This is a genomic window from Luteococcus struthionis (assembly GCF_048595755.1).
Taxonomy (GTDB): Bacteria; Actinomycetota; Actinomycetes; order Propionibacteriales; family Propionibacteriaceae; genus Luteococcus.
Window position 1 is genome coordinate 1,608,677 of the sequence record NZ_CP184360.1, and the last position, 24,853, is coordinate 1,633,529.

At 68.6% G+C, this 24,853-nt stretch carries 25 protein-coding genes and 1 riboswitch; of the genes, 16 read left to right on the forward strand and 9 right to left on the reverse strand.

Features of this window, described 5'->3' with window-relative positions:
• Nucleotides 1-5: 5 nt before the first annotated feature.
• Both ACOAMO_RS07270 and ACOAMO_RS07275 read right to left on the reverse strand, forming a co-directional pair.
• Nucleotides 6-614, reverse strand: a complete 609-nt coding sequence (locus tag ACOAMO_RS07270; protein ID WP_420176916.1) for an ECF transporter S component — start codon at nt 612-614, stop codon at nt 6-8.
• A gap of 48 nt (nt 615-662) precedes the next feature.
• A riboswitch (TPP riboswitch) is annotated at nt 663-772 on the reverse strand.
• Nucleotides 773-798: 26 nt separating this feature from the next.
• Nucleotides 799-1,674, reverse strand: a complete 876-nt coding sequence (locus ACOAMO_RS07275; protein ID WP_420176917.1) for an A/G-specific adenine glycosylase — start codon at nt 1,672-1,674, stop codon at nt 799-801.
• Between the two features lie 156 nt (nt 1,675-1,830).
• Here ACOAMO_RS07275 and ACOAMO_RS07280 point away from each other — a divergent pair, with 156 nt between their 5' ends.
• The gene (locus ACOAMO_RS07280; protein ID WP_420176918.1) at nt 1,831-2,529 is read left to right on the forward strand and encodes a hypothetical protein; all 699 of its coding nucleotides are present in this window, start codon (nt 1,831-1,833) and stop codon (nt 2,527-2,529) included.
• A 48-nt stretch (nt 2,530-2,577) separates the two neighbouring features.
• Here ACOAMO_RS07280 and ACOAMO_RS07285 read toward each other — a convergent pair whose 3' ends face one another.
• The gene (locus ACOAMO_RS07285) at nt 2,578-4,005 is read right to left on the reverse strand and encodes a GntP family permease (protein WP_420176919.1); all 1,428 of its coding nucleotides are present in this window, start codon (nt 4,003-4,005) and stop codon (nt 2,578-2,580) included.
• A complete protein-coding gene (locus tag ACOAMO_RS07290; protein WP_420176920.1) occupies nt 4,002-5,033 on the reverse strand; it encodes an NAD(P)-dependent oxidoreductase in 1,032 nt (343 codons plus the stop codon). The genes ACOAMO_RS07285 and ACOAMO_RS07290 overlap by 4 nt, the downstream gene beginning before the upstream one ends.
• 20 nt (nt 5,034-5,053) lie before the next feature.
• On the opposite strand from ACOAMO_RS07290, the gene ACOAMO_RS07295 reads away from it, so the two are divergent.
• The gene (locus tag ACOAMO_RS07295) at nt 5,054-5,953 is read left to right on the forward strand and encodes a LysR family transcriptional regulator (RefSeq protein WP_420176921.1); all 900 of its coding nucleotides are present in this window, start codon (nt 5,054-5,056) and stop codon (nt 5,951-5,953) included.
• A 19-nt stretch (nt 5,954-5,972) separates the two neighbouring features.
• Here ACOAMO_RS07295 and disA read toward each other — a convergent pair whose 3' ends face one another.
• Nucleotides 5,973-7,046, reverse strand: coding sequence for a DNA integrity scanning diadenylate cyclase DisA (gene disA / locus ACOAMO_RS07300; RefSeq protein WP_420176922.1), 1,074 nt, complete (start codon nt 7,044-7,046; stop codon nt 5,973-5,975).
• Between the two features lie 124 nt (nt 7,047-7,170).
• On the opposite strand from disA, the gene hcp reads away from it, so the two are divergent.
• Together hcp and ACOAMO_RS07310 are read left to right on the forward strand one after the other, a co-directional pair.
• The gene (gene hcp / locus ACOAMO_RS07305) at nt 7,171-8,835 is read left to right on the forward strand and encodes a hydroxylamine reductase (protein WP_420176923.1); all 1,665 of its coding nucleotides are present in this window, start codon (nt 7,171-7,173) and stop codon (nt 8,833-8,835) included.
• The gene (locus ACOAMO_RS07310; RefSeq protein WP_420176924.1) at nt 8,832-9,890 is read left to right on the forward strand and encodes an FAD-binding oxidoreductase; all 1,059 of its coding nucleotides are present in this window, start codon (nt 8,832-8,834) and stop codon (nt 9,888-9,890) included. Before hcp ends, ACOAMO_RS07310 begins: the two co-directional genes overlap by 4 nt.
• 143 nt (nt 9,891-10,033) lie before the next feature.
• Here ACOAMO_RS07310 and radA read toward each other — a convergent pair whose 3' ends face one another.
• The 3 genes from radA to ACOAMO_RS07325 form a co-directional block, all read right to left on the reverse strand.
• Nucleotides 10,034-11,422 (reverse strand): DNA repair protein RadA, encoded by a 1,389-nt coding sequence (gene radA, locus ACOAMO_RS07315; RefSeq protein WP_420176925.1) that lies wholly within the window; start codon nt 11,420-11,422, stop codon nt 10,034-10,036.
• A gap of 84 nt (nt 11,423-11,506) precedes the next feature.
• Nucleotides 11,507-12,145, reverse strand: coding sequence for a VOC family protein (locus ACOAMO_RS07320; protein WP_420176926.1), 639 nt, complete (start codon nt 12,143-12,145; stop codon nt 11,507-11,509).
• A 92-nt stretch (nt 12,146-12,237) separates the two neighbouring features.
• Entirely contained in the window at nt 12,238-13,023 is a 786-nt protein-coding gene (locus ACOAMO_RS07325) for a hypothetical protein (protein ID WP_420176927.1), read from the reverse strand.
• A 103-nt stretch (nt 13,024-13,126) separates the two neighbouring features.
• On the opposite strand from ACOAMO_RS07325, the gene ACOAMO_RS07330 reads away from it, so the two are divergent.
• From ACOAMO_RS07330 to proC, 5 genes are all read left to right on the forward strand, one after another.
• A complete protein-coding gene (locus ACOAMO_RS07330; RefSeq protein WP_420176928.1) occupies nt 13,127-13,993 on the forward strand; it encodes a sugar phosphate isomerase/epimerase family protein in 867 nt (288 codons plus the stop codon).
• Entirely contained in the window at nt 13,986-14,948 is a 963-nt protein-coding gene (locus ACOAMO_RS07335; protein ID WP_420176929.1) for a proline dehydrogenase family protein, read from the forward strand. Before ACOAMO_RS07330 ends, ACOAMO_RS07335 begins: the two co-directional genes overlap by 8 nt.
• A gap of 101 nt (nt 14,949-15,049) precedes the next feature.
• Nucleotides 15,050-15,832, forward strand: coding sequence for a CPBP family intramembrane glutamic endopeptidase (locus ACOAMO_RS07340; RefSeq protein ID WP_420174166.1), 783 nt, complete (start codon nt 15,050-15,052; stop codon nt 15,830-15,832).
• Between the two features lie 74 nt (nt 15,833-15,906).
• A complete protein-coding gene (locus ACOAMO_RS07345; protein WP_420174167.1) occupies nt 15,907-16,947 on the forward strand; it encodes an aspartate-semialdehyde dehydrogenase in 1,041 nt (346 codons plus the stop codon).
• Between the two features lies 1 nt (nt 16,948).
• Nucleotides 16,949-17,740: a pyrroline-5-carboxylate reductase gene (gene proC, locus ACOAMO_RS07350; RefSeq protein ID WP_420174168.1), complete on the forward strand. Its 792-nt coding sequence runs from the start codon at nt 16,949-16,951 to the stop codon at nt 17,738-17,740.
• A gap of 206 nt (nt 17,741-17,946) precedes the next feature.
• On the opposite strand, the gene ACOAMO_RS07355 is transcribed toward proC, so the two are convergent.
• On the reverse strand, nt 17,947-18,081 hold the full coding sequence (locus tag ACOAMO_RS07355) for a hypothetical protein (RefSeq protein WP_420174169.1): 135 nt from the start codon (nt 18,079-18,081) through the stop codon (nt 17,947-17,949).
• Between the two features lie 325 nt (nt 18,082-18,406).
• On the opposite strand from ACOAMO_RS07355, the gene ACOAMO_RS07360 reads away from it, so the two are divergent.
• The 7 genes from ACOAMO_RS07360 (at nt 18,407) to hemB (ending at nt 24,732) form a co-directional block, all read left to right on the forward strand.
• Nucleotides 18,407-18,508 (forward strand): 30S ribosomal protein bS22, encoded by a 102-nt coding sequence (locus ACOAMO_RS07360; RefSeq protein WP_002550589.1) that lies wholly within the window; start codon nt 18,407-18,409, stop codon nt 18,506-18,508.
• A gap of 165 nt (nt 18,509-18,673) precedes the next feature.
• Nucleotides 18,674-18,943 (forward strand): glutaredoxin family protein, encoded by a 270-nt coding sequence (locus ACOAMO_RS07365; protein WP_420174170.1) that lies wholly within the window; start codon nt 18,674-18,676, stop codon nt 18,941-18,943.
• A gap of 129 nt (nt 18,944-19,072) precedes the next feature.
• Nucleotides 19,073-19,762, forward strand: coding sequence for a redox-sensing transcriptional repressor Rex (locus ACOAMO_RS07370; RefSeq protein WP_420174171.1), 690 nt, complete (start codon nt 19,073-19,075; stop codon nt 19,760-19,762).
• On the forward strand, nt 19,759-21,114 hold the full coding sequence (locus ACOAMO_RS07375; protein WP_420174172.1) for a glutamyl-tRNA reductase: 1,356 nt from the start codon (nt 19,759-19,761) through the stop codon (nt 21,112-21,114). Before ACOAMO_RS07370 ends, ACOAMO_RS07375 begins: the two co-directional genes overlap by 4 nt.
• Nucleotides 21,111-22,088 carry a hydroxymethylbilane synthase gene (gene hemC, locus ACOAMO_RS07380; RefSeq protein ID WP_420174173.1) on the forward strand — a complete coding sequence of 326 codons (978 nt, stop codon included), beginning with the start codon at nt 21,111-21,113 and terminating at the stop codon, nt 22,086-22,088. The genes ACOAMO_RS07375 and hemC overlap by 4 nt, the downstream gene beginning before the upstream one ends.
• Entirely contained in the window at nt 22,085-23,722 is a 1,638-nt protein-coding gene (locus ACOAMO_RS07385; protein ID WP_420174174.1) for a uroporphyrinogen-III synthase, read from the forward strand. Before hemC ends, ACOAMO_RS07385 begins: the two co-directional genes overlap by 4 nt.
• A 35-nt stretch (nt 23,723-23,757) precedes the next feature.
• On the forward strand, nt 23,758-24,732 hold the full coding sequence (gene hemB / locus ACOAMO_RS07390; protein ID WP_420174175.1) for a porphobilinogen synthase: 975 nt from the start codon (nt 23,758-23,760) through the stop codon (nt 24,730-24,732).
• Nucleotides 24,733-24,853: the final 121 nt, after the last annotated feature.

Here is a 24,853-nt window from a genome sequence, read left to right on the forward strand (position 1 = left end):
AGCGGTCAGCGCTTGTCGTGGCCCGCGGCGAAGCGATCCAGCGCCCCCGCGCCGGCCAGGGCGCGCATCAGCAGCCAGGCCAGGCCACCTGCCAGCACGGCGCCGGAGATCATCACGCAGGCCAGGTAGATCACGTTGAAGGTCATGCCCATGGCGTGGTTGCCCAGGATGTACTCGTTGACCCAGGCACCCAGGCCCGCGCCGATGCCCGCGGCCACGGCGATGGCGGGATTCCACTTGCGATACAGCACCAGCGCGAAGACCAGCTCCGCGCCCAAGCCTTGTGCGAAGCCCGAGTAGAGCGTGGTGACGCCCCACTTGTTGCCGGGCAGGACGGAGACGGTTGCCGCGATCAGCTCCACCAGCAGGGCCGCCCCGGGCTTGCGGATGATGATGCCGCCCAGCGGTCCGCCCAGGAACCACACGCCGGCGATCAGGCCGGCCAGGCCGGGCAGCACGGCGTCGAGGGGACCCCAGACGGTGGCGATGGTGTTGTTGTAGGCCCAGAAGATGAGGCCGACTGCGATGCCCAGCACGGCGGCGACGACGATGTCTACCACGCGCCAGCCGCGGCGGGTCGCGGGCCGGGTGAGGTCTTCGGTGATGGTGCTCATTGGTGAGTGCCCCTTGTTCAGTGTGGGCACGGGTGACAGCCGGCCATCGGCTGCCTTTAGAGGCCTTCCTGCGCTGGCATGATCCAGGTCAGGTTCGACGGTCGAAGGTTCTGAACCTTCCTCTCAGCCCGGTGCTCCGGACTCCCGTGTGCTGCTGCCCAACCCTAGCAGCCCGCCCCGCGGCTCACAGCCGCAGCAGCTCCCCGTCGCGCTGCACCAACTGGTCGTCCAGCAGGCCCTGCAGACTGCGCTCGGCCTGCACACGATCCGCCCAGGCCTCCAGCGCCACCTCCACCGCGAGCCCGTCGGGGTTCTGCCGCACCAGGTCCAGCAGCACCCCGCGGCACTGGCGGTCGGTGCCGTGCCAGGCCTGGCCCCGTCGGGGAGGCCCGTCATGCCGGGGGTAGTCAGCGGCGCGCCAGGCGCACAACTCGCGCACCGGGCAGTCCTCGCAGCGTGGGCTGCGGGCCGTGCACACCAGGGCGCCCAGCTCCATCGAGGCTGCGGCCCATTTGGCCGCGGCCGGGGCTTGGTCGGGAAGCCACTTCTCCGCCTCGCGCCACTCGGCCACGGTCGGCGACTGGGGTGGGAACTCGCGTCCTTGTTCCACCCGGCACAGCACCCGGCGGATGTTGGTGTCGAGGACCACGGCCCGGCCTTGGTAGGCGAAGGACAGGATGGCCGCGGCGGTGTACTGGCCCACGCCGGGCAGGGCACGCAATTCCTCCAGCGTGCGCGGCACCTGGCCGTCGTGCTCCTCGGCGATTGCGGTGGCCGCGCGGTGCAAGCGCTGGGCCCTGCGCGGGTAGCCCAACCGGCCCCAGGCCGCGACGGCTGCGCCGGGGGGCTCCTGGGCCAGGTCGTCGGGGGTGGGCCAGCGTTGCATCCACTCCTGCCAAGGACCCAGCACTCGCTGCACGGGCGTCTGTTGCAGCATGAATTCGCTGACCATCACGCCCCACGGGGTGCTGCGCCGCCACGGCAGGTCTCGTCGGTGTTCGTCGAACCAGTCGCACACCAGGTCAACCACCTGCTGGCGATCCACCGGCTGGTTTTCCATTGCGCCAGCATAAGGGGAGTGCGCCAGCATGGGGGGAGCGCGCTGGCGCAGGGGGGTGCGCCGGCATGGGGACGGCTCGACTTCCTTGTGGGAGGACGAATCCAGTGTCCGGCGTGGTGGTGGTCCTTTGGCGGCCGCGCCTCCTACCATCTAGGCATGAACTCGGTGATCCGCCCCACTGGCCCGGAATCGGAGAACACCTACTGGATCAGGCGCGGAATCGTCCTGGCGGCCGCCCTGGTCTCGCTGGCGCTGATCTGGTGGGTGCTGGCGGGTCTGTTCGGCGGCGGCGACGAGGGGCCCGTCAGTGCCACGCCCAAGAACCCAGCCTCCTTGGCCGGCCCCGGGGCCACACCGTCGCAGAGCGACACGCCCTCGGCCAGCGCCTCGTCGACGCCCAGTGCTTCCGCCACCCCCAGCGCGTCCGCGACACCCAGCGTCACCCCAACGCCCACACCGAGTCGTCCCACGACCTGTTCGGCCTCCGACCTGAAGCTTTCGGTGCAGGGCGAGCAGCAGCAGAAGGTTGGCGGTGCCGCGAAGCTGTCGATCGGCATCACCAACACCGGCCAGTCCGACTGCCAGCTCGACCTGGCGCGGACCCCGATCAGCGTGGAGGTCACCTCGGGTGCCGATCGCATCTGGACCACCGCGCACTGCCCGGCCTGGGCGCCCAAGGGGAAGACCACCCTTGGGGCGGGCAAGCAGTGGGGTGCCTCGGCCACCTGGCCGGTCAAACGTTCTGCCAAGGACTGCACGCTGCGTGACGACGTACTGCGGCCCGGCACCTACCGGGCCACCGCCGGCCTGGACGGTAGCGCCAGTGACACCTTGGTGATCAACCTGCGCGGCTGACCCTCGTCGGTGTCTGGTTCAGAAGGAACCTGTTCAGAAGGAACCTGTTCAGAAGGAACCAAGCGTCAGCGCGATCGGGATCAGGGCGATCACGGTGAGCACCGGGATCACCAGGGTCACCACGAAGACGTCCCGGTAGGACTCGCGGTGGGTGAGACCACACACCAGCAGCAGGGTGATGACGGCCCCGTTGTGGGGCATGGAGTCCAGACCACCGGAGGCCATGGCCGTGATGCGGTGCATCGCCTCGAGGCCGATGCCCTGCTCCAGGGCCATTCGCTTGAAGTCCTCACCCAGGGCATTCATCGCGATCGTCATGCCACCCGATGCCGATCCGGTGATTCCCGAGATCACCGACGTGGCCACGGCGGAGGCCACCAGCGCATTCCCGCTCACCTCGATGATGCCGTCACGGATCAGTGCGAAGGCCGCCACGCCCGCGATCACGGCGCCGTAGCCCACCTCGGAGGCGGTGGACAGGATGGGAACGAAGGCATTCTTGACGCTGTCGCCCATCACCTGGGCCATCAGTGCCAGGTTGCCGATGTTCAACAGCAACACCGACAGCACCGAGGCCAGCATGGCCACCAGGGCTGCCCAGATGGCGATGCGGTTGCCCAGCGTCGCGCCCTTGTACGGCTCCTCGGCCAGGAAGTCCCAGTTCATGCTGGGCAGCACCCACATGGTGAAGACCAGGTTGACCAGGAACATCACCGCCAGGGGGATGAAGGCCAGCCCGGGATGTGCGGGGGTGAGCAGGGCCTTGGCCGATTCCCCGCCCGGTGCAGCCCCGCCGGCGGTGGCGCCGCCTCGGGCGTCGGCCTGCGTCGGGGTCTGGAAGTGCTCACCGGCGCTGGCCAGCTGGCGACGACGAAAGCCCAGGTAGGCGAGGGAACCGAAGAGCATGACGGCGCCACCCAGCAGGCCCAGGCCGGGGGCGGCGAAGGCACTGGTCTCGAAGGCATTGCCCGGAATGATGTTCTGGATCTGGGGGCTTCCCGGCAGCGCGGTCATGGTGAAGGTCAGGCTGCCCACCGCGATGGTGGAGGGCATCAGCCGTCGCGGAATGTCGGCGGCCCGGAAGAGCTCGAGCCCCAGCGGGAACATCACGAAGACCACCACGAAGGTGGAGATCCCGCCGTAGGTGAGCAGCCCGGAGGTGAGGGCGGTGGCTGCCAGCGCGTGCTTGGCGCCAAAGGCCCGCGCCAGCACCTCGGCAATGGCGCGTGAATAGCCCGCGGCCGTCATCAGGCCACCAAAGATGGCCCCGGTGGCGAACAGGGGAAAATAGTTGCGCACGAAGTTGCCCAGTGCCGGCATGAAGATCTCGGTGTAGCCGGGCAGTAGGGGTGCGCCCGACATGGACATGGCGAAGAAGGCGCAGATGGGCGCCGCCAGCACCACCGAGACGCCGCGGTAGGCCAGTGCGATGAGCACCAGCAGGGAAACGATGATGCCGACGAGACCGAGGATCACGACTGGCCCATTCCTTCTCGGCCGTCGGTCTGAGCCGTCGGGAGGGTCTGGTCGATGGTGCGCACCAGCACGGAGCAGTCGAGCTGGCCGTGACCGGCCTGGCTGAGGGCCTCCATCGAGGCCGCCACCGACTCCGCGTGCGGCAGGGGAGTGTTGGTGGATCGGCCGGCATTGAGTGCCAATCCCAGGTCCTTCTTGATCAGGTCCACTGAGAAGCCCCCGGCGAAGTCGCGGTTCACCGCGGCGGTCTCGACCACTCCGGCAACCGGGTACCAGGTACGTAGAGCCCAGCTGTCGCCCGAGGAGACGCTTGCCAGCTGCTGGAACTGGCTGCTGTCCAGGCCCAGCCGCTCGGCCAGCACCGCCCCTTCGCAGGTGCCCGCCAAGCTGATCCCCAGCATCATGTTGTTGACGATCTTGGCGGCCTGCCCCAAGCCGGGACGGCCCAGGTGGAAGATGCGCCCGGCCAAGACCTCGATGACCTCGACGAAATCGGCCGACTCGTCCTCGGTGCAGCCAAGCATGAAGGTCAGCGTGCCCGCGGCGGCCCCGGAGATCCCGCCGGAGACCGGAGCGTCGACGAAGCGGCGTCCGGTGCCCGTCACCAGCGTGTGGTTGGTCACCGCGTCCTCGATGTCGGTGGTGGAGCTGTCGACGAAGATCGCATCGGCGGGGGAGGCGTCCAGCACCCCGTCCTCGAGCACCTGGCGCACCAAGGTCCCATTCGGCAGCATCAGGAAGACCAGTTCGGCCTGCTCGACGGCCTCAGCAGCCGATGCCGTCGTCCTCACCCCGGCCTGCTCCGCAGCCTCCCGTGCCGCGGGGGACAGGTCGAAGCCGGTGACCTCGTGACCGGCTTCGACGAGACGTCCTGACATGGGTGCGCCCATGTTTCCGAGTCCGATCCATGCAATGCGCATTGCTGCAGCCCTCCGTTGGGTGTTGGCAGACGATTGCGAGCCATGCTGCGCCGTGGCGGAGGGTGCTGGCAATGGACAAAGTCGCCACCCCGTTGTGCACGAATGCACAGTTGGAGAGAATCCGGGGCATGAGGGCCGACGATCTGGTGATCCTGCTGGAGGTGGCGCGGGCGGGAACGCTGAGCGGCGCCGCCAAGGTGCTTGGCCTCAACCACACCACGGTTGCGCGCCGCCTGCACCAGCTGGAACGCGACGTGGGGGCGGCCGTGCTCAGCAGCGGAGCCAACGGCACCTACCTCACCGAGCGGGGCAGGGCCCTGCTCAAGTCGGCCGAACAGATCGAGCGGTCACTGGCCGAGGCGAGCTCCAGCGGCGACCCGGAAGACCTGACTGGCCTGGTGCGGATCAGTGGTCCGGAGGCCTTCTGCGCCTGCATCGTCGCCCCTGCCATCGCCCGTGTGCAGCGCCGGCACCCGCGGCTGGCCATCGAGGTGACCACGGCCACGCGCCCCCTGTTGCAGGGCAGCTCGGCCGACATCGAGATCGGACTGGCACGCTCGGCCGCACGCCGCACCGGCGTGCTCGAGCTCAGCGACTACACGCTGGGCCTCTATGGCAGCCGCGACTACCTGCAGCGTCGCGGTACCCCCAGCTCGACGGCGGACCTGCGCCACCACGGGTTGATCTACTACATCGAGGGGTTGATGCAGGTCGAGGACCTGAGCCTGCCGCTGCCCCATCCGATCACCACCGGTTCCCCGAGCGTCCACTTCCAGCTGGCGGCCACCCGCAACGGCGCAGGGTTGGGGCTGCTGCCGGACTTCCTGGCCCGCCAGCAGCCGGAGCTGGCCCAAGTCTTGGCCGGCCAGGTGCGCCTGACCAGGACCTTCGTCGCTGCCCTGGCGCCGGCACCGCTGCGGCGCTCGGGCACCAGGGCCGTCCTGCGGGCCATCCGTTCGGAGATCGCCAGCAGGCAAGACCAACTCCTGCCATCGGCGGACGGGGCGGTGCCCGGGCCGACCTCCTGACCCTCTGGGGCGGGGTGGTTCAGTCCAGTCGGTCGCTGTAGGCGGACTCGGCCAGGCGTGCCAGTCCCTCGCGGAGCAAGCGCGCGCGGTCGGCGCCGATCCCCTCCACCTCCAGCAGCTCGGCGGTGCGGGCCCCGAAGAGCGCCTGCAGGCTGCCGAAGTGTTCCACCACGCGTCGGCCCAGGCCCTGCGGAACGCGTGCCAGCTGCGCCACCTGACGGTGTCCACGCGGGCACACCCGGGTCTCCAGGTGGTCGTCGCCGAAGCCCATGGTGCGGGCCACCGTGGAGAGCTCCATCAGCTCGGCCGAGGTCAGCCCCTCCAGGGCACCGACCCGGAAGTGGTGCTCCTGTTCACCCTCCGGGCTGTAGTCCAACTCGATCAAGGTGGCCAGCTCGTCGACGCGATGGGTCAGCTCGTAGAGCTGCATGTCGAGCAGTCGCCCGTCGACGCCGAGCGAGGCGACGTAGACGCGCATCTCGCGATCGAGTCGGCGGATCATCTCGACGCGCTGGGCGACCAGCGCCACGTCCTTGATGGTGACCTGGTCGTGCACCTCCAGCGTGGAGAGGATGCGCGTGGTCTCGGCCAGGCGCTCCCGGTATCGGCTCAGGGTGGCGATCACCTGGTTGGCGCGGGAGAGGATCTGTTCGGAGCTCTCGATGGCGTGTCGCTCCCTGTCCAGGAAGAGGGCAATGGTGCTCATCGACGCGGAGACCGTGACCACGGGCATGCCGGTCTGGCGTGCCGTGCGGTCCGCGGTGCGGTGGCGCGTGCCGGTCTCCGAGGTGGGGATGCTGCCGTCGGGGACGAAGTGGACGCCCGCGGCGAGGATGCGCTCGAAGTCGGAGGAGACGATGATGCCGCCGTCCATCTTGGCGAGCTCGCGCAGCGCGGTGGGGGTGAACTGGACGTCGAGGGCGAAGCCGCCGGTGGAGATGCTCTCCACCTTGGGATTGCTGCCCAGCACGACCAGCGCCCCGGTGCGGCCCTTCTGGATCCGTTCAAGGCCCTCGCGCAGCGGAGTGCCGGGGGCCAGCAGGGCCATGTAACGCCGCGGGCGGGCCTGGATGTCGGTCGGGGAGGTGGCCATGCGCTCGATCGTAGTGCCGCTTGGGGTTGAGGCTTGCCTTGTTTGACGCACTCAGGAGGCCACGGGTAATTTCGCTGGTGTAAGCCGTGTCAATCGGTGTCGTCTACCAAGTGAGCGAGAACCCATGTTCTGTTACCAGTGCGAACAGACCGACCGCAGCGACAACCTGCTGCTCGGCTGTCACTCGATCAAGGGCAACTGCGGAAAGGATGACCGCACCGCAACCCTCCAGGACATCCTGATCACGCTGTGCGAGGGCATCGGCCAGTACGCCGTACGGCTGCGCGAGCTGGGCCAGGCCGACCAGAGCTGGGCCCATCGCGCCTCCTACTGGGTCTTCACCACCCTCACCAACGTGAACTTCAACGCCACCACCTTCCAGAAGATGATCGGCGAGGCCGCCCAGCTGCGCGACGAGCTCAAGCAGCGCTACGAGCAGGCCTGCCTCGACGCGGGCCAGCAGCCCGTCGAGCTGAAGGGTGCTGCCCAGTTCATGCCCGCCACCGGAATGGCGGCCCTGCTGCGCCAGGCACCCGAGGTGCGCGTCGACGCCAACATCGACGTGCTGGGTGCCGACGTCACCGGCGTGCGCAATCTGAACCTCTACGGCCTCAAGGGCGTGTGCGCCTACGCCCACCACGCCCACGTGCTCGGCTACCGCAGCGACGAGACGGATGCCGGCATCGAACAGGCGCTGGCCTTCCTGGGCGATCCCGCCACCGACCTGGACACGCTGCTGGCCCATGCCCTGGAGATCGGGCAGCTGAACTTCAAGGTGATGGCGATGCTGGATGCCGCCAACACCGGCGTCTTCGGCAATCCCGTCCCCACCCAGGTGCGCGTCACACCCGTCGAGGGCAAGGCCGTCCTGGTGAGCGGACACGACCTGGGAGACCTGGTCGCGATCCTGGAGGCCACCAAGGACACCGGGATCAACGTCTACACCCATGGCGAGATGCTTCCGGCACACGGCTACCCGGGTCTGAACAAGTACCCGCACCTGGCCGGCAACTACGGCAGCGCCTGGCAGAACCAGCACGACGAGTTCGCCGCCTTCCCCGGCCCGATCGTGATGACCTCCAACTGCCTGATCGAGCCGCAGCCCTCCTACCGAAGCCGCATCTTCACCATGGGCCCGGTCGGTTGGCCCGGCGTGCGCCACCTGGAGCACAAGGACCTGGGCATGGTTGTCAAGGCCGCCAAGGCGCTGCCCGGTTTCACCGTCACCGATCCCGAACGCACCATCACCGTCGGGTTCGGCCACGATTCGGTGCTCTCGCATGCCGACGCCATCGTCGAGGCCGTCAAGGCCGGCGACATCAGCCGCTTCCTGGTGATCGGTGGTTGCGACGGCGCCAAGCCCGGCCGCAACTACTACACCGAGATCGCGGAGAAGTCGGGCGACGACACCATCCTGCTGACCATGGGCTGCAACAAGTTCCGGGTCAACGGCAAGGACTACGGCACCGTTGCGGGACTGCCGCGCCTGCTGGACGTCGGCCAGTGCAATGACTCCTTCACCGCGGTCAAGGTGGCCCTCGCCCTGGCGGAGGCCTTCGACTGCGGCGTGAACGACCTGCCGTTGAGCCTGTTCATCAGCTGGTTCGAGCAGAAGGCCGCGGCCGTGCTGCTCACCCTGCTGGCGCTGGACATCAAGCACATCCGGCTGGGGCCGACCCTTCCGGTCTTCCTCACCCCTGCGGTGGTCGAGGTGCTGTCGGAGAAGTTCGCCCTCAAGCCGCTGGGCGATCCCACCGAGGACCTCCAGCTCGCGATGGCGGGCGCATGAGTTGCCAGGTGCGGATGGTCACCACCGACGGTGACGAACGTGTGGTCAATGCCGAGCCGGGTCAGTCGGTGGTGGAGGCCGCCAAGCAGGCCGACATCATCCTGCCCTCACTGTGTGGCAAGGGAACCTGTGGCACCTGCGTGGCGCAGGTCACCAGCGGCGAGTACCACTTGAGGCCTTTCGAGGACGACGCCCTGGGCGCCAGTGCTCCGGAGGGGTCGGCGCTGATGTGCTGCGCCGAGCCCACCAGCGATCTGGACGTGGCGCTGCCCTTCGACTCGTCGCGGCTGATCGAGCAGGCCCCCGCGCAGCGGGAGGCGGAGATCACCTCCATCGAACGACTGACCCCGCACATCGTGAAGTTGACGATGACCTTGGCCGAGGACGAGCTGACCGGTTCGGCGGCCGAGTTCGAGGCCGGGCAGTACATGCAGGTGCGGGTGCCTGGGCGCAGTGAGTTGCGCGCCTACTCGATGAGCAATGTCTCCAACTGGGATGGCACGCTGGAATTCCTCATCCACATCCGGGAGGGAGGCCTGTTCTCCACCTACCTGGACACGCAGGCCCGCGAGGGCGACGTGCTGGAGCTGGAAGGCCCCCAGGGCACCTTCGGTCTGGAGGAGAACGGCATGCGTCCGCGTTGGTTCGTTGGCGGAGGCTGCGGTCTGGCGCCGCTGTTGAGCATGCTGCGCAGGATGGCCGAGTGGGGAGACCCGCAGGAAGCACGCCTGGTGCTGGGGGTGAACACCGCCGAGGACCTGTTCGGCGCCGAGGAGATCGGCGAACTGCTCGACCAGTTGCCGGAGCTGTCGGTGACGGTGGCGGTCTGGCATCCCGAGGGCGACGTGACGGCCCAGGACGAGAGGTTCAACTACGTCGAGGGGTCTGCCGTCGACGTGCTGCGCGCCGGTCTGGGCGAGATCGACGACGAGGAAGAGATTCCCGACATCTACGTGTGTGGACCGCCCGGGATGGTGACGGCGCTCGAGGAGGCCACCACGGCCGCCGGGGTGCCCGCCGAACGCGTCCACACCGAGAGGATCAGCGCCAACTGATTCGCCTCCCGGCCCTCGAACCCGTCCACCCGGTCCCCGAGCTTGTCGAGGGGACGCCCTAATCTCCTGCCTTGTCAGCAGGGACTCACCGATCGGCCCGCCATGCAGCCACCATGGCGGGCCGATTGGTTCTCGGGGCAGGGTCATCCGCGGGGTTGGCGCTTGAGTCCCAGGACCCCCAGGGCCTCGGCGACGCTGGCCACCTCCACCACCTTCAGCGCTCCCAGGTTGGGCACCTTCTGCGTCGTGTCCCTGGAACGTGCCGGAACGATGGCCAGCTCGAAGCCCAACCGCCCCGCTTCCTGCAGCCGTCGTTCCAAGCCGGGAGTGCGGCGCAGGTCGCCGGCCAGGCCGACCTCGCCGACCGCCAGCACCCGCTTGGGGAAGTTGACGCCCAGCTGCCCCGAGGCCACCGCGACGGCGATCGCGAGGTCGGCGCACGGGTCGGCCACCTTGGCGCCGCCGACCGTGGCCACGTAGACGTCCTTGGAGCTCAGTCCGATGCGGGCCTTGGTCTCCAGCACCGCGAGGATCATGGCCACTCGGGAACTCTCCACACCGTTGGTGGTGCGTCGTGGATTCTTCTCATTGGGGGAGGGCGCCACCAGGGCCTGCACCTCGGCCAGCAGCGGCCGGCGTCCCTCCATGGTGACGGTGACACAGGTTCCCGGCACCGGCTCCTCGTGGTGGGTGGTGAACAGCCCCGACGGATCGGGCACCTCGACGATGCCCTTCTCGCTCATCTCGAAACAGCCCACCTCGTCGGCCGGGCCGAAGCGGTTCTTGGTGGCGCGCACCATGCGGAAACCCGAATGACGATCGCCCTCGAAGTTGAGCACCACGTCCACCAGGTGCTCCATGGTTCGTGGCCCGGCGATGTTGCCGTCCTTGGTGACGTGGCCGACGATCATCACCGCCATGCCCCGGCGTTTGGCCACCCGGACCAAGGCTGCGGTCACCTCGCGCACCTGGGTCACGCCGCCGGGGGCACCATCGGCCTGGGCGGTGCCCACGGTCTGCACCGAGTCGAGCACCAGCAGGCTGGGTTCCACCTCTTCGATGTGCCCCAGCACCGTCCCCAGGTCATTCTCTGCGGCCAGGTAGAGCTGCTCGTCCAGCGCACCGGTGCGATCGGCGCGCAGCCGAACCTGGGCGGCCGACTCCTCGCCGGTGACGTACAGCGTGCGGCGTCCCTTGCCGGCCCACTTGGCGGCCACCTCCAACAGCAGGGTGGACTTGCCGACCCCCGGCTCTCCCGCCAGCAGGGCGACCACGCCGGGCACCAGTCCGCCACCCAGCACCCGGTCGAGTTCACCGATGCCGGTCAGGTGTCGCTGCGTCGTGTTGGTGGGCACCTGGCCGATCGGGACTGCCTTGGCCACCGGCACATTGGAGGCCACCTCGGCCAGTTTCGGGGCGCCACGTTCGGCGACGCTGCCCCAGGCCTGACACTCGCCGCACTTGCCGACCCACCGCACCGAGGTCCAGCCACACTCGGTGCAGACCCACGCATCTTCCTTCGTCTTCGCCACGTTGCAGAGACTAGGGGAGCGCTCTGACAAAAATCGGTGCAGCCCTTGCGGGATGCACCGATCAGTGTGGTCCAGGCGTGGGGGTCAGATCCGCACGACGCCCTTGTTGGGGGTGTCGAAGGTGACCACGTCGATGCCCGGCTGGCCGTTGGGGGCCGTGAAGTTGAGCTTCACGCCGTCGAACTCCTCGCCCAGCTCGAGGCCCATCCAGTCCTCGATGCGGGGCAGCGAACCGGCGATGTCCATGCCGATGACGTCGATCTCGCCGTCCAGGGCGGACGGCAGCAGCGAATGGTCGGACTCCCACTTCAGGAAGTACGGCAGCTGCGGGTCGGCCATCAGGCCCTTGATGCCGATCTGCCTCCACTCGAGCAGTCGTCCGTCGGGGAAGTGGCGGGAACCCTCGACGGCCTTGCGGTCCAGACGTTCCTCATAGGGGGCCAGGTCATCGACCGTGACCACCCAGCCGAGCCAGCCGCCGCCCATCTCGGTGCGACGACGCACGGCCTGACCGAACAAGGCCTTCTCCGCGGCGGGGTGCTCCAGCACCTCCACCACCTCCAGGTAGCGATCATCTGCCAGCGGCAGGATGTGGTTGCGGGTGCCGAAGCGCGGGTGGAAACCGCCGTCCTTGAACTCTGCGCCCAGCATGTCGCCGAGACGCTCGACCTCGGCTTTGAGGCCATTGGGTCCGGCTGCGAACACTAGATGGTCGAGATGCATGACCACATTCTGTCGGGCGCGGTGGGCGATCACGAAACCGGGGCGACCAAACACGCTCCGGCAAGGGATGATGTTGTGCCGCGAGGTCTCGCTCAGCCCTCGGTGGGGCTGGCCGGGTGGCGTGCCGGGCCGTGTGCCAGGTGCTCTTCGGCCAGCCGGCACAGCTCCTGGTAGGCGGGCTGGCCCATCAGCTCGACCAGCTCGTCACGGCTGGTCAGGTAGAGCGGTTGGGCCGCGGTGTGGGCCTCGGGATTGGAGGTGCAGTACCAGTCCAGGTCGGCCCCGCCGGCGCCCCAGCCGTCGCGGGTGTACTCACCGATGGTGATCTCGAGCCACGGGGTGCCGTCGGCATGCTCCATGTGGCGGTAGGTGCGACGGATGGGCAGCTGCCAGCACACGTCGGGCTTGGTGGTGATGGGGCTGATTCCCTCACGCAGGGCCAGTGCGTGCAGGGCGCAGCCCTGTCCTCCCGGGAAGCCGGGGCGGTTGGCGAAGATGCACACCCCGTCGAGCACCCGGGTCTTGCGGCCCGGCAAGGCGTCCTCGTCGTCCTCGTCGGGTTCGTGGTCGGGGTCGTCGACGGCCCAGTCATCCTTGCCCAGGGCATGGTTCTGCCAGGTCTGCGGCGTCAGGCGCGCGACGTGCTCGGCGACCCGCTGCTCATCGGCCGGTTCGCTGAAGTGGGCGCCCAACACGCAGCAGCCGTCGTCGGGCTGATCGGCGTCGATGCCCCGGCAGCCGCGGCCGAAGGTGCACTGGTAGTTGGAGGTGAGCCAGGTCAGGTCACAGCGCAGCACCTGCTGCTCGGCGGCCGGGTCGACGAATTCGACCCAGGTGCGGGGGAAGGGGCGCTTGATCTCGACATCCACGGGGCTCACGGCGGCACCCTACCCGCCACGTGCGGCATCCCCCACCGGGACGGACGGCACGACGCGGGCGGTGTGCGCACAACTGTCACAGGCAGCGGCTAGTTTGGATCTCGTGGAACCGACCAGCGCAGACCCTGAAGTCGTCGAGGCCGACGTGACGCCGCCCTTGGAAGCGCCCACGGGAACCAGCCCGGCCAAGGTGGGCCTGTCCACCAGTTCGGTCTACCCGGAGTCGACCGCCTCGGGTTTCGAGGTCGCGGCCGCCCTCGGTTGGGATGGCGTGGAGGTGATGGTGGGCATCGACCCCATCGCGGCCGACATCGATCGGGTGGAGGCCTTGCGTGACTACCACCAGGTTCCGGTGCTGTCGATCCATGCCCCCACCCTGTTGGTCACCCAGGCGACCTGGGGCTCCGACCCGTGGGAGAAGCTCGAGCGTTCCGCCGAGGCCGCCGTGCGTCTCGGCGCCGACGTCGTGGTGGTCCACCCACCCTTCCGGTGGCAGGCCAACTACGCCCGCACCTTCGTCGAGGGGATCCGCCGGTTGAACCAGGAGACGGGCATCACCTTCGCGGTGGAGAACATGTACCCGTGGCGCACGCCCGGCACTCCCTTCCAGGCCTATGTGCCCAGCTGGGACCCCACCGAGATGGGTTACGAACATCTGACGCTGGACCTGTCGCATGCCTCGACGGCCAAGCAGCAGTCGCTTGACTACCTGGAGCAGTGGGGGCCCCGGCTGCGCCACGTCCACATCACAGACGGGGCAGGCTCCCTCAAGGACGAACACCTGCTGCCGGGTGAGGGCGACCAGCGGGCCTTCGAGGTGCTCCAGAAGCTGGCCGAACGTGCCTACCAGGGCCACGTGGTCCTGGAGGTGAACACTCGCAAGGCTGATTCACGGGCCGAGCGCGAGGAGATCCTGGCCGGCTGCCTGGCCGACCTGCGCTTCCACCTGGGGCAGGTGAGGGATGACTGAGCGCGAGTTCACCCGGCCGTTCGGGGCCTTCAGCCAGGTCTTGCAGCGTGCCAGCGAATCGGAGCGAACCCGCAGACTGGTCACCGGCACCCCCGCTGCACGAGAGGTGGCCCGTCGCTTCATTGCCGCCGAGGACACCGGCGAAGCCATCGACCTGATTCGCGACAACCACCAGAAGGGGATGCTGGCCACCCTGGAACTGCTCCTGCCGCGAGCCCAGGACCGCGAGCAGGCCCGTGCCGCCGCCCAGGCCCAGATGGAACTGCTGCGCGCGGTCGGTGAGGCCGGGGTGGGACGGCAGGCCGACCTCACGCTGAAGCTCTCCACGCTGGGGCAGGGCCTCGGCCGGGACGGACGTCGGTTCAGCACGGACCTGGTTGACGAGGTGTGCCGGGTGGCCGGCAATGTGGGCAGCCAGGTCTGTCTGGATCTTGAGGACCACACCACCACCGATGACACCTTCGCCACCTTCGAGGCGCTGCACCAGGACCATCCGATGCTGGGCGTCACGGTCCAGGCGCAGCTGCGTCGCAGCCTGGCCGATGCCCGCTGGTTGGCGGGACGCCCGGCGCGGGTGCGGCTGTGCAAGGGGGCCTACTCCGAGCCCCGCGCCGTCAGCCACGACGACCGCGTCGACATCTCCGAGAACTACCTGGCCTGCCTCAATCAGCTGATGGCCGGGCGGGGTTATCCGATGGTGGCCACGCACGACCCGGATCTGGTGCAGGCAGCGGACGACCTGGCCTATGTGCACAACCGACGCGGCGGTGACTACGAGATCCAGATGTACCACGGGGTCCGCCCCTGGGAGCACCGACGCCTGGTGGACACCGGCCACACGGTGCGGGTGCACCTGCCGGTGGGTACCGACTGGTACGCCTATCTGGCGCAGCGACTGGCCGAGCGCCCAGCCAATGTCATGCCCCTGCTGCGGGCCCTGGTGACTCGTCGGTGAGCTCCGCGGAAGCCCCGATGTCCGAGCAGCCCTCTCCGAGGGCCGAGTCGCCCTGTCCGATGGCCGGGGCGTCTTCGTCGTCGGCCGGGGCGCATTTTCCGATGGCCGAGCCTGTCGAGGCCTCCCCGCGACTGCGTGGCCTGCTGACGCTCGAGGTGGGGCTGCTGCTGGCCGCCTCGCTGGGGCAGGCGGCGGTCTACTCGCTGCTGCGCATCATCGAGCGCCTGACCCGCGAGGTGCCCCTGGGGGAGCAGTCGAGCTCACTCAACCAGGTCGCCACGGGTGATCGTGCCTGGCTCGATGCCCTCTTCCAAGGCGCTGATGTCGCCTTCCTGGCGGTGCCGGCGGCGCTGGCGCTCTATCTGGTGCACACCGTGGCACGTCCTGCTGGCGGAGCGGTCCACGCCACCGGGCTGCAACTGGACCGGTGGCGGCGAGACCTGGGCTGGGGCGTGGGGATCTTCCTGGCGGTGGGGGTGCCGGGGCTGGCCTTCTACCTGGCGGCCCGAGAACTGGGCCTGAACACCACGGTGCAGGCCGCCGGGCTTGGCGACCACTGGTGGGCCATACCCCTGCTGGTCACTTCGGCAGCGGCGAATGCCGTGCTGGAAGAAGTGGTCATGGTGGGTTACGCCTTCACCCGACTGCGCCAGGCTCGATGGGCCCCGTGGCTGGTGCTGGTGGCCTCGGCCGTGGTGCGGGGCGCCTATCACCTCTACCAGGGCTTCGGCGGCTTCGTCGGCAACCTGGTGATGGGGCTCGGTTTCGGCCTGTGGTTCCGCCGCACGGGGAGACTCTGGCCGCTGGTGGTGGCGCACTTCCTGCTGGACGTGGCGAGCTTCGTCGGCTACGCGTTGCTGGCTGGGCGGGTCTCCTGGCTCTGAATGCGGAGGTCTCCAGTCCGTACGCGGTGTGGGATGGGGGTTCCAGTGGCTGGACCACACCGTAGGGTTGGCCCATGCGCGTAGGAGTTTTTGGAGCCACTGGCCAGGTGGGCGGCGTCATGCTGACCCTGCTCGAGGATCGCAACTTCCCCGTCGACGAGCTCAGGCTGTTCGCCTCGGCCCGTTCGGCCGGTCAGACGATCACCTTCAAGGGCAAGGAGGTGGTGGTCGAGGACACCGAGACCGCCGACTTCTCGGGTCTCGACATCGCCCTGTTCAGCAATGGCGGTTCCACCTCCAAGAAGATCGCCCCCAAGGTCGCGGCCGCCGGAGCCATCGTCGTCGACAACTCCTCGGCCTGGCGCCTGGACCCCGAGGTGCCGCTGGTGGTCAGCGAGGTGAATCCCGAGGACGCGAAGAAGCCGCCCAAGGGCATCATCGCCAACCCCAACTGCACCACCATGGCGGCCATGCCGGTGCTCAAGCCGCTGCACGACGCGGCCGGCCTGACCCGACTGATGGTGGCCACCTACCAGGCCATCTCCGGCTCGGGTGGATCCGCGGTGGTCAATGCCGAGCGCCAGTTCCGCGTCGGCGTGGAGTCGGGCAAGCTCGACGAGCTGCGCCTGGACGGCCAGGTGATCGACTTCGGTGACCCAGCCCCCTACGTGAAGCCCATCGCCTACAACGTGCTGCCGATCGCCGGCGGTCTGGTCGACGACGGCACCGGTGAGACCGACGAGGAGCAGAAGCTGCGCAACGAGTCGCGCAAGATCCTGCACCTGCCCGAGCTGCTGGTGGCCGGAACCTGTGTGCGCGTCCCGGTGCTGAGCGGTCATTCGCTGGTGGTGCACGCCGAGTTCGAGCAGGACATCACCCCCGAGCAGGCCGCCGAGATCCTCTCGAAGGCCCCCGGCGTGGAGCTGATGGACGTGCCCACCCCGCAGGACGCCGCCGGCCAGGATCCGTCCTACGTCGGTCGCATCCGTCGCGACCAGTCGGCCCCTGAGGGCAAGGGCCTGGTGCTCTTCCTCAGCAATGACAACCTGCGCAAGGGTGCCGCGCTGAATGCCGTCCAGGTGGCCGAGGTGGTCGCCGCCAACCTGAAGGGCTGACGTGCGCGTCGCGCTGGTTGGGGTCGGCAAGATGGGCGAGGCCGTGCTGTCGGGCTTGGCCGCCGCCGGAGGGCATGACCTGGTGGTGGTCAACCGTCGCGCCGAGCGCGACGCCGAGCTGGTGGAACGCTACGGCGTGACCGCCGCGCCACTGGCCGAAGCCGTCGAGGGCAGTGACGTCGTGGTGGTGGCCGTCAAGCCCAAGGACATCGCCGACATGCTCGACGAACTGTCACCCGCGCTGTCCGACGGGGCGGTGGTGGTGAGCCTGGCGGCAGGCATCACGTTGCAGGCCATGCAACAGCACCTGCCCCACGGGGCGGCCGCGGTGCGGGTCATGCCCAACACTCCTTCCTTGGTGGGGCAGGGCATGAGCGCCGCCTCGCCCGGGGAGCACGTCGACGACGAGCAGCTGGCGCGCGTGGTCGAGGTGCTGCGGGGCTGCGGCAAGGTGCTGGTGGTTCCCGAGCAGCAGCAGGATGCCGTGACGGCGGTCTCTGGGTCTGGCCCGGCCTACATCTTCGCCGTGGCCGAGGCGATGATCGAGGCCGGCGTCCAACTGGGCCTGCCGCGCGAGACGGCCAGCGAGTTGGCGAGCCAGACCATCCTCGGTGCGGGCACCATGCTGGCCGATTCCGGGATCCACCCGAGCATCCTTCGCGAGAATGTCACCAGCCCGGGCGGAACCACGGCGCAGGCGCTGCGAGTCCTCGACCAGCGTGCGGTGCGGGCCGCCTTCGCCGAGGCGATGCAGGCCTGCCATGACCGATCGGTCGAGATGGGACGCGGCTGAGATCTGCCTAGATCTGCCGACGACACCGGCAAGGGCGACCAGCCAGCCATGAGCGGTAGGACGTGAACAGGGGCCCATCGCGATGGCGATGGGCCCCTGTTCTTGTCCGTGGACTGACTTGTCCGTGGACTGTGTTGTCCGTTGACCAGTTCGGCCCGCAGGCCGTTTCTGGATCAGCTCGACTGCGGTGCAGTCGTCGAGACGGTTCAGCGACGGTTGAGGTCGTTGAACAGGTCGCGGCCGGTGAGGAAGAGCTCCGGGTTGCGGGCGGCAACGTCACCGATGATCGCGTTGGGGTAGGCCTCGACGAGCTTGTTGATGGTGCTGATGATCTTGTTCATGGTCAATCTCCTGTGGATCGCATCTGATGGGACAAATGACGCAGGAATCCACGCTGACCGCCGCGTACAGCCAAGGGCTGCACGGGCCGAGCCTGCTCGACTGCGTTCCGTGTGACAAAACGCACTCATAGGCTACAACCGAACCTGACCAGGTTCTATTCCCGAGCCCGCGTGGCTTGGTTGGCGCTCAGGAAGCGGCGCAATTTCACGCCGGGGGCACCCAAACGGTAGAGTTGGGGGGTCGCCCTCGCGCCGACCGTGTCGGACGAGGAAGAGAAATCTTGGCTGGATCACCTTCCAGTCCTGTTCGAGGAAAGGCTCCACTGTGGGTTCTGTCATCAAGAAGCGTCGCAAGCGGATGGCCAAGAAGAAGCACCGCAAGCTGCTGAAGAAGACGCGCATCCAGCGTCGTCGCGCCGGCAAGTAGTCAACGGGCCGCGCTGGCTGGCCTCCGACGTGTTCGGGGCCGGTCGGGAGCAGTGTCATGCGTCTGTGGCCCAGGCGTGAAGCCCGCCCTGCCGCAACCCCCAGCGGGGTTGCGGATCTTGGCGTACCCGCATCCGGTCGAGACCGGGCGGCGCAGCGCTTCGACGTGGGCAGTGCACCGGTCGTCCTGCTGACCCGCCAGGGTTGTCACCTCTGTGAGGAGGCGGCACCGCTGGTCCAAGGGGAATGCGACGCTCGCAGCATCGACGTCGAGGTGCTTGACGTCGATGCCGATCCCGCGCTGCGGGAGCAGTTCACCAACCACGTTCCGGTACTGCTGGTGCGTGGTGTGCTGGTGGACTACTGGCGAGTGGATGCCGAGCGCCTGCGTCGTGCACTGGACGGGCAGCCGGTGGATCCTCCGGCGCCGCTGTGAGACGGCTCGGGAAGACCGTGCCGTTGCTTGTCGCAAGGGCTTTGTGAACTACTTCACGGGGGGTTAGAGTCCAAAGGGAATTGTGGCGGACGCGCATTGGTGCGCCAACCGCGGCGGACCAGGAGTGTGATGACCAGCGCTGACGTGCAGCAGATCCCGGAGGCGACCATCGCGCGCCTGCCGGGCTACCTGCGCGTGCTCCGTTCCCTTCAGCTCGACGGCGTCTCCCGGGTCAGCTCCACCGACCTGGCCGAGGCAGCCGGCGTGCAGCCGGCCCTGCTGCGCCGTGACCTGTCGCACTTCGGCAGCTATGGAACCCGCGGCGTCGGGTACGAGGTGCCGCTGCTGGTGCGCGAGATCGGTGAGCACGTCGGATCGGGCACCGTGTGGCCGGTGATCATGATCGGCGTGGGCAACCTGGGCCGTGCGCTGGCCACCCACAGTGACCTGCTGCAACGTGACTTCTCGCTGGTCGCGCTGGTCGATACCGACCCGGCCGTCGTGGGCACCTGCGTCGGTGGCACGGTGGTGCGGCACGTGGACCAGTTGGAGTGTCTCGTCGCGGAACTCCAGCCCCGCATCGCCATCGTCACCACCCCGGCCATCGCTGCGCAGGAGATCTGCGATCGGCTGGCTGCCGCTGGCATCACCAGCATCCTCAACTTTGCGCCCACCGCCATCTCGGTGGCCCCCGAGGTCACCGTTCGCGGCGTCGACCTCTCCCAGGAATTGCACATTCTCGCCTTCCACGAGGCGCGTCGCGTTGCCGTACAGGCCGGCACCACCGTCAACCAGCCTGCGCAGGAGTGTTCCCAGTGACTCTGCTCGCCGTCAGCATCAACCACCGCACCGCAGACCTTGATCTGCTGGCGCGTACGTCGATGGACCAGGAGACCAGCCGTCGACTGGCCCACCAGCTCGTCGGTGCAGCCCACGTGAAGGAGGCCCTGGTGCTGTCCACCTGCAACCGCACCGAGGTCTACCTGGACACCGACCGCTTCCACGCCGGCCTGGAGGCCGTTGCCCAGCCGCTGGCCCAGCGCGCCGGCGTCACCCGCGAAGAGCTGCCCGAGGCCTGCCGGGTCTACTACGACGAGGCGGCCGTCAAGCACTGCTTCGGTCTGGTGGCCGGTTTGGACTCGCTGGTCGTGGGGGAGAACCAGATCCTGGGGCAGGTGCGCGAGGCGCTCTCCTCGGCGCAGGAGGACCGTACTTCGGGCCCCGCCATCAACCAGCTCTTCCAGACCGCGCTGCGCGTCGGCAAGCGAGTGCAGTCCGAGACCTCCATCGGCGCTGCCGGACGGTCGGTGCTGTCGGCCGCGCTGCACCAGTTGGACGGCGAGTTCGAGGTGGCTGGAGCCTCCTGCCTGGTGGTGGGTGCCGGGGCCATGGCGGGTCTGGCGGCGCGCACCCTGGCCACGCAGGGCGCGACCGTCAACTGCGCCAACCGCACCCTGGCCAAGGCCGAACGGCTGGCCGCAGAGGTGGGTGGCCGCGCGATCGCCATGGACGAATTGGATGCCGCGGTGGCCGAGCACGACGTCGTGGTCACCTGCACCGGCGCCTCCGGCAGCCTGATCAGCGCCCAGACACTGGGCGACGGCCCGGCCCCCAGCGTCGTCATCGACCTGGCGATGCCGCCGGACGTGAACGAGGACGTCACCAGCAGGGGAGTGCGGTTGGTGAACCTGGCCAGCCTCAAGGAGGGCGAGGGGCAGGACGAGCTCGACGTCGAGGCGGCACGCAGCCTGGTCGGCTTCGAGGTGACGGCCTTCCTGGCCAAGCAGCGGGCCCAGGCCGTCACGCCCACCGTCGTCGCCCTGCGCCAGATGGCCAGTGGTGTGGTGGAGAGCGAGATGAAGCGCCTGCGTCGGCGCCTGCCGCAGCTCGACGACGCGGCCGAGGCGCAGATCCACAACGCCCTCAATCGGGTGGCCGAGAAGCTGATCCACTCTCCGACCGTCCGTGTGCGCGAGTTCTCCGGCGGTGACGACCCGGTGGACTACGCTGCCGTGCTCAGGACCTTGTTCGCGCTCGAAGGGCGCGAGATCGCCCTGAGCGATCCGGAGGACTGCCCGCCCGAAGCCCAGCGAGCGGTCTCCGAAAAGGTCGACGGGGTCCCCACTCCGGCCCCGACTCTCATCGCTGTACAGGAAGAAGTCACTGCATGATCCGCATCGGAGCCCGTCGTTCGCCCTTGGCCGTCGCCCAGGCCCAGTGGACGGCGCAACGGCTCGTCGCCCTCGGGCACGAGTGCGAGGTGATCGGCATCGACACCTTGGGTGATGTCGACCGTCGTCGCCTCACCGAGATCGGTGGCACGGGCATCTTTGCCACGGCCCTGCGCGATCGCCTGCGTGACCAGAGCATCGACGTGGCCGTGCACTCCTTGAAGGACCTTCCGGTGGCTGCCGCCCCGGGGCTGACCATCGCCGCCATTCCCGAGCGTGAGGATGTCCGCGACGTGCTGGTGGGGCTGGACATCGACCAGTGGCAGGACGGCACCGTGGTGGGAACCGGCTCCCCGCGTCGCGCCGTGCAGCTGGAGGCGTTGGCCGCCCAACGTGGCGTGAAGATCACCGTCGTGCCGATCCGCGGCAATGTGGACACCCGGCTCGACCTGGTGCGTCAGGGTGAGGTGGGCGCAACCCTGCTGGCCGCGGCCGGTCTGCTGCGATTGGGGCGCCTAGAGGCAGAGCAGGTGACCACGCCGGTGACCCAGAGCCAGGACGTCCAGGTGCAGGACCTGCGGGCCCGCCTGCTGTCCACCGAGCTGATGCTGCCTGCCGCCGGTCAGGGCGCGTTGGGCGTCGAGTGCCGCGAGGATGCCAGCGACGAGGTGCTCACCGCCCTGGCAGAGCTGGACCACGCCGCCACCCGCGCAGCCGTCACCGCGGAGCGCTGCTTCCTCTCGACGCTGGAGGCGGGCTGTCTGGCGCCGGTGGGTGCCCACGCCGTGGTGCAGGGTGAGGATTTGACCATGCAGGCGGTCGCTGGGACACAATCGACCAACGATTCAGCTGTGGTCTCGGCGATGCGCACCGGTCGCGCTGCCGAGGCGGAGGCCGTGGGGGCAGGGCTGGCACGCGAAGTGTTGCCCAGCGTCCAGGGTGGACTTGACGAGAAGGTGGAAGAAACACGGTGAACAAGGACAGCGCGCCCGAGCCCCAGAGCGCCCAGGGCAGGGTGCTGTTCGTCGGCGCCGGGCCGGGCGACCCCAATCTGCTCACCTTGGCGGCCATCGATGCCCTCGCCGAGGCCGGCACCATCCTGGTCGACGACGACCAGCTTCGTGAGCTGCTCGCCCATCCCCTGGTGACGACGGATTCGCGGGTGCGTGTCTCCAGCTTCGGGGTCTCCGAACAGGCTCCTGCGGCGCCCGTCAAGGCGAGGGTACAAGCCGTTCTCGAGGCCGCCGACAGCGGCTCCGACGTGGTGCGGCTGGTGGCCGGCGACCCCTTCCTCGACGGTGGCGTCTCGCGTGAGGCAGCCGCCTGTGCCCAGGCGGGGCTCGACATCGAGATCGTGCCCGGCATCTCCTCCATGACCGCGGTTCCCGAGTATGCGGGAATCGCGCTGGACGTCGGTGGCGTGCAGCTGATCCGCACCCTGGGGCGTCCCGGCCAGGAGCCCGAGCCGGAGCGCTTGGAGCACTGGGCCAGCCACGGAACCCTGGTGGTGCACGCCAACGCCTCACAGCTGTCGGCGATCCACGAGCACGCCCTGGCCTCTGGCCGCACCCCCGACGAGCAGGTCCTGCTCACCTTCTCCGGGGGCAGCACCCAGCAGCATTCCCGTCAGGTGCACCTGAAGGAGCTCCCGCGCGTGGCCCGCACCCTGGACCCCGAGGCGTCGGTGCACGTGATCATCGGCGCGGCCGTGGCGGAGAGCCCGCGCGAAGACCTCGACTGGTTCGAGCGCAAGCCGTTGTTCGGCTGGCGGGTGCTGGTGCCGCGCACCAAGGACCAGGCCGGTGAGATGGTGGCGCGGCTGGAGATGTACGGGGCACACGCCGAAGAGGTGCCCACCATCAGCGTGGAACCTCCCCGGACCCCGCAGCAGATGGACAAGGCCGTGCGTGGCCTGGTGGAGGGCAGCTACGAATGGGTCGCCTTCACCAGCGTCAACGCCGTGCGTGCGGTGCGGGAGCGCCTGGAGGAGTACGGCTTGGACGCCCGCGCCTTCAGCGGTCTGCGCATCGCAGCCGTCGGCAATGCCACCGCCAATGCGCTGCAGAACTGGGGCATCAAGCCTGACCTGGTTCCACTGGGGGAACACTCGGCTGCCGGTCTGGCGGCAGAGTTCCCCGCCTACGACGACGTTCTCGACCCGATCAATCGGGTCTTCCTGCCGCGCGCCGACATTGCCACCGAGGTGCTCGTCGACGGGCTGACCGAGCTCGGGTGGGAGGTGGACGTGGTCACCGCCTACCGCACGGTGCGAGCGGCCCCGCCGCCCGCCGAGACGCGCGAGGCGATCAAGACCGGCAAGTTCGACGCCGCGGTCTTCACCTCCTCGTCGACGGTGCGCAACCTGGTCGGCATCGCCGGCAAGCCGCACAACCACACCGTGATCGCCGCCATCGGGCCGCAGACCGCCAAGGGTTGTGAGGAGCACGGCCTGCGGGTGGACGTGCAGGCGCCCCGGCCCGGCGCGATCGAGCTGGTTGACGCCTTGGCGGAGTTCGCGCTGCGTCGTCGTGCCGAGCTGATCGAGGAGGGGCGCCCGGTCACCAAGCCGAGCGAGACTCGTCGTCGACGCCGCGCTGCCAGCAAGTGAGCCCTGTTCCGCCTACGGCGGCATAGGATGGTCCAATGATCAATCGCCCCCGTCGTCTGCGTACCAGTCCGGCCATGCGAGGCATGGTCAGCGAGCACAGCGTCGAGGCGCGGCAGCTGATCCTGCCCGCCTTCGTCGCTGACGGAATCAGCGAACCGCGCCCGATCGGCTCGATGCCGTCCGTGGTGCAGCACACCATGGACACCATCAAGCGCACTGCCGTGGAGTGTGCCGAGGCAGGGCTGGCCGGGATCATGCTCTTCGGCGTGCCCAAGGACGAGGACAAGGACGCCAACGGCAGCCAGGCGCTGGACGAGAACGGCATCCTGAACCGTGCGATCCGCGCCGTGCGCCAGGAGGTCGGCGACAGCCTGTTGGTGATGAGCGACGTGTGCCTGGACGAGTTCACCGACCATGGACACTGCGGCGTGGTCAACCCCGACGGCGTGGTCAACAACGATCTGACCGTCCTGCTCTATGCAGAGATGGCCCGCATGCACGCCGAGTGTGGGGTGCACGTGGTGGGCCCCAGCGGCATGATGGACGGCCAGGTGCTGGCGATCCGCGAGGCGCTCGACGATGCCGACCATCCCGAGGTGGCGATCATGGCCTACGGCGCCAAGTACGCGAGTGCCTTCTACGGCCCCTTCCGCGAGGCGGTGGGCAGTTCGCTGCAGGGTGACCGCAAGACCTACCAGCAGGATCCCGCCAATGTGCGTGAATCGCTGCGCGAGGTCTTCCTGGACATCGAGCAGGGTGCAGACATCGTCATGGTCAAGCCGGCCCTGCCGTACCTGGACGTGCTTCGCGTGGTGCGGGACTCCGTCGACGTGCCGGTGGCCGCCTACAACGTCTCGGGTGAGTACTCGATGGTCGAGGCTGCAGCCGCCAATGGTTGGCTGGATCGTGACCGCACCATCGACGAGAGCCTGCTCGCGATCCGACGCGCAGGCGCGGACATCACCCTGACCTACTGGGCTCTTGAATGGGCGCAGCGTCACCGGCGCTGACCCCGCGACAGGCGGATTCCCGGATCTTCAGGAAAGTCGCGACGCCCTTGTCACGGTGGGATGTTCTCGGACTTTTCGACTGATCTTCCAAGCTGAGTATTGACTCCGTCGTTCAGGCGGC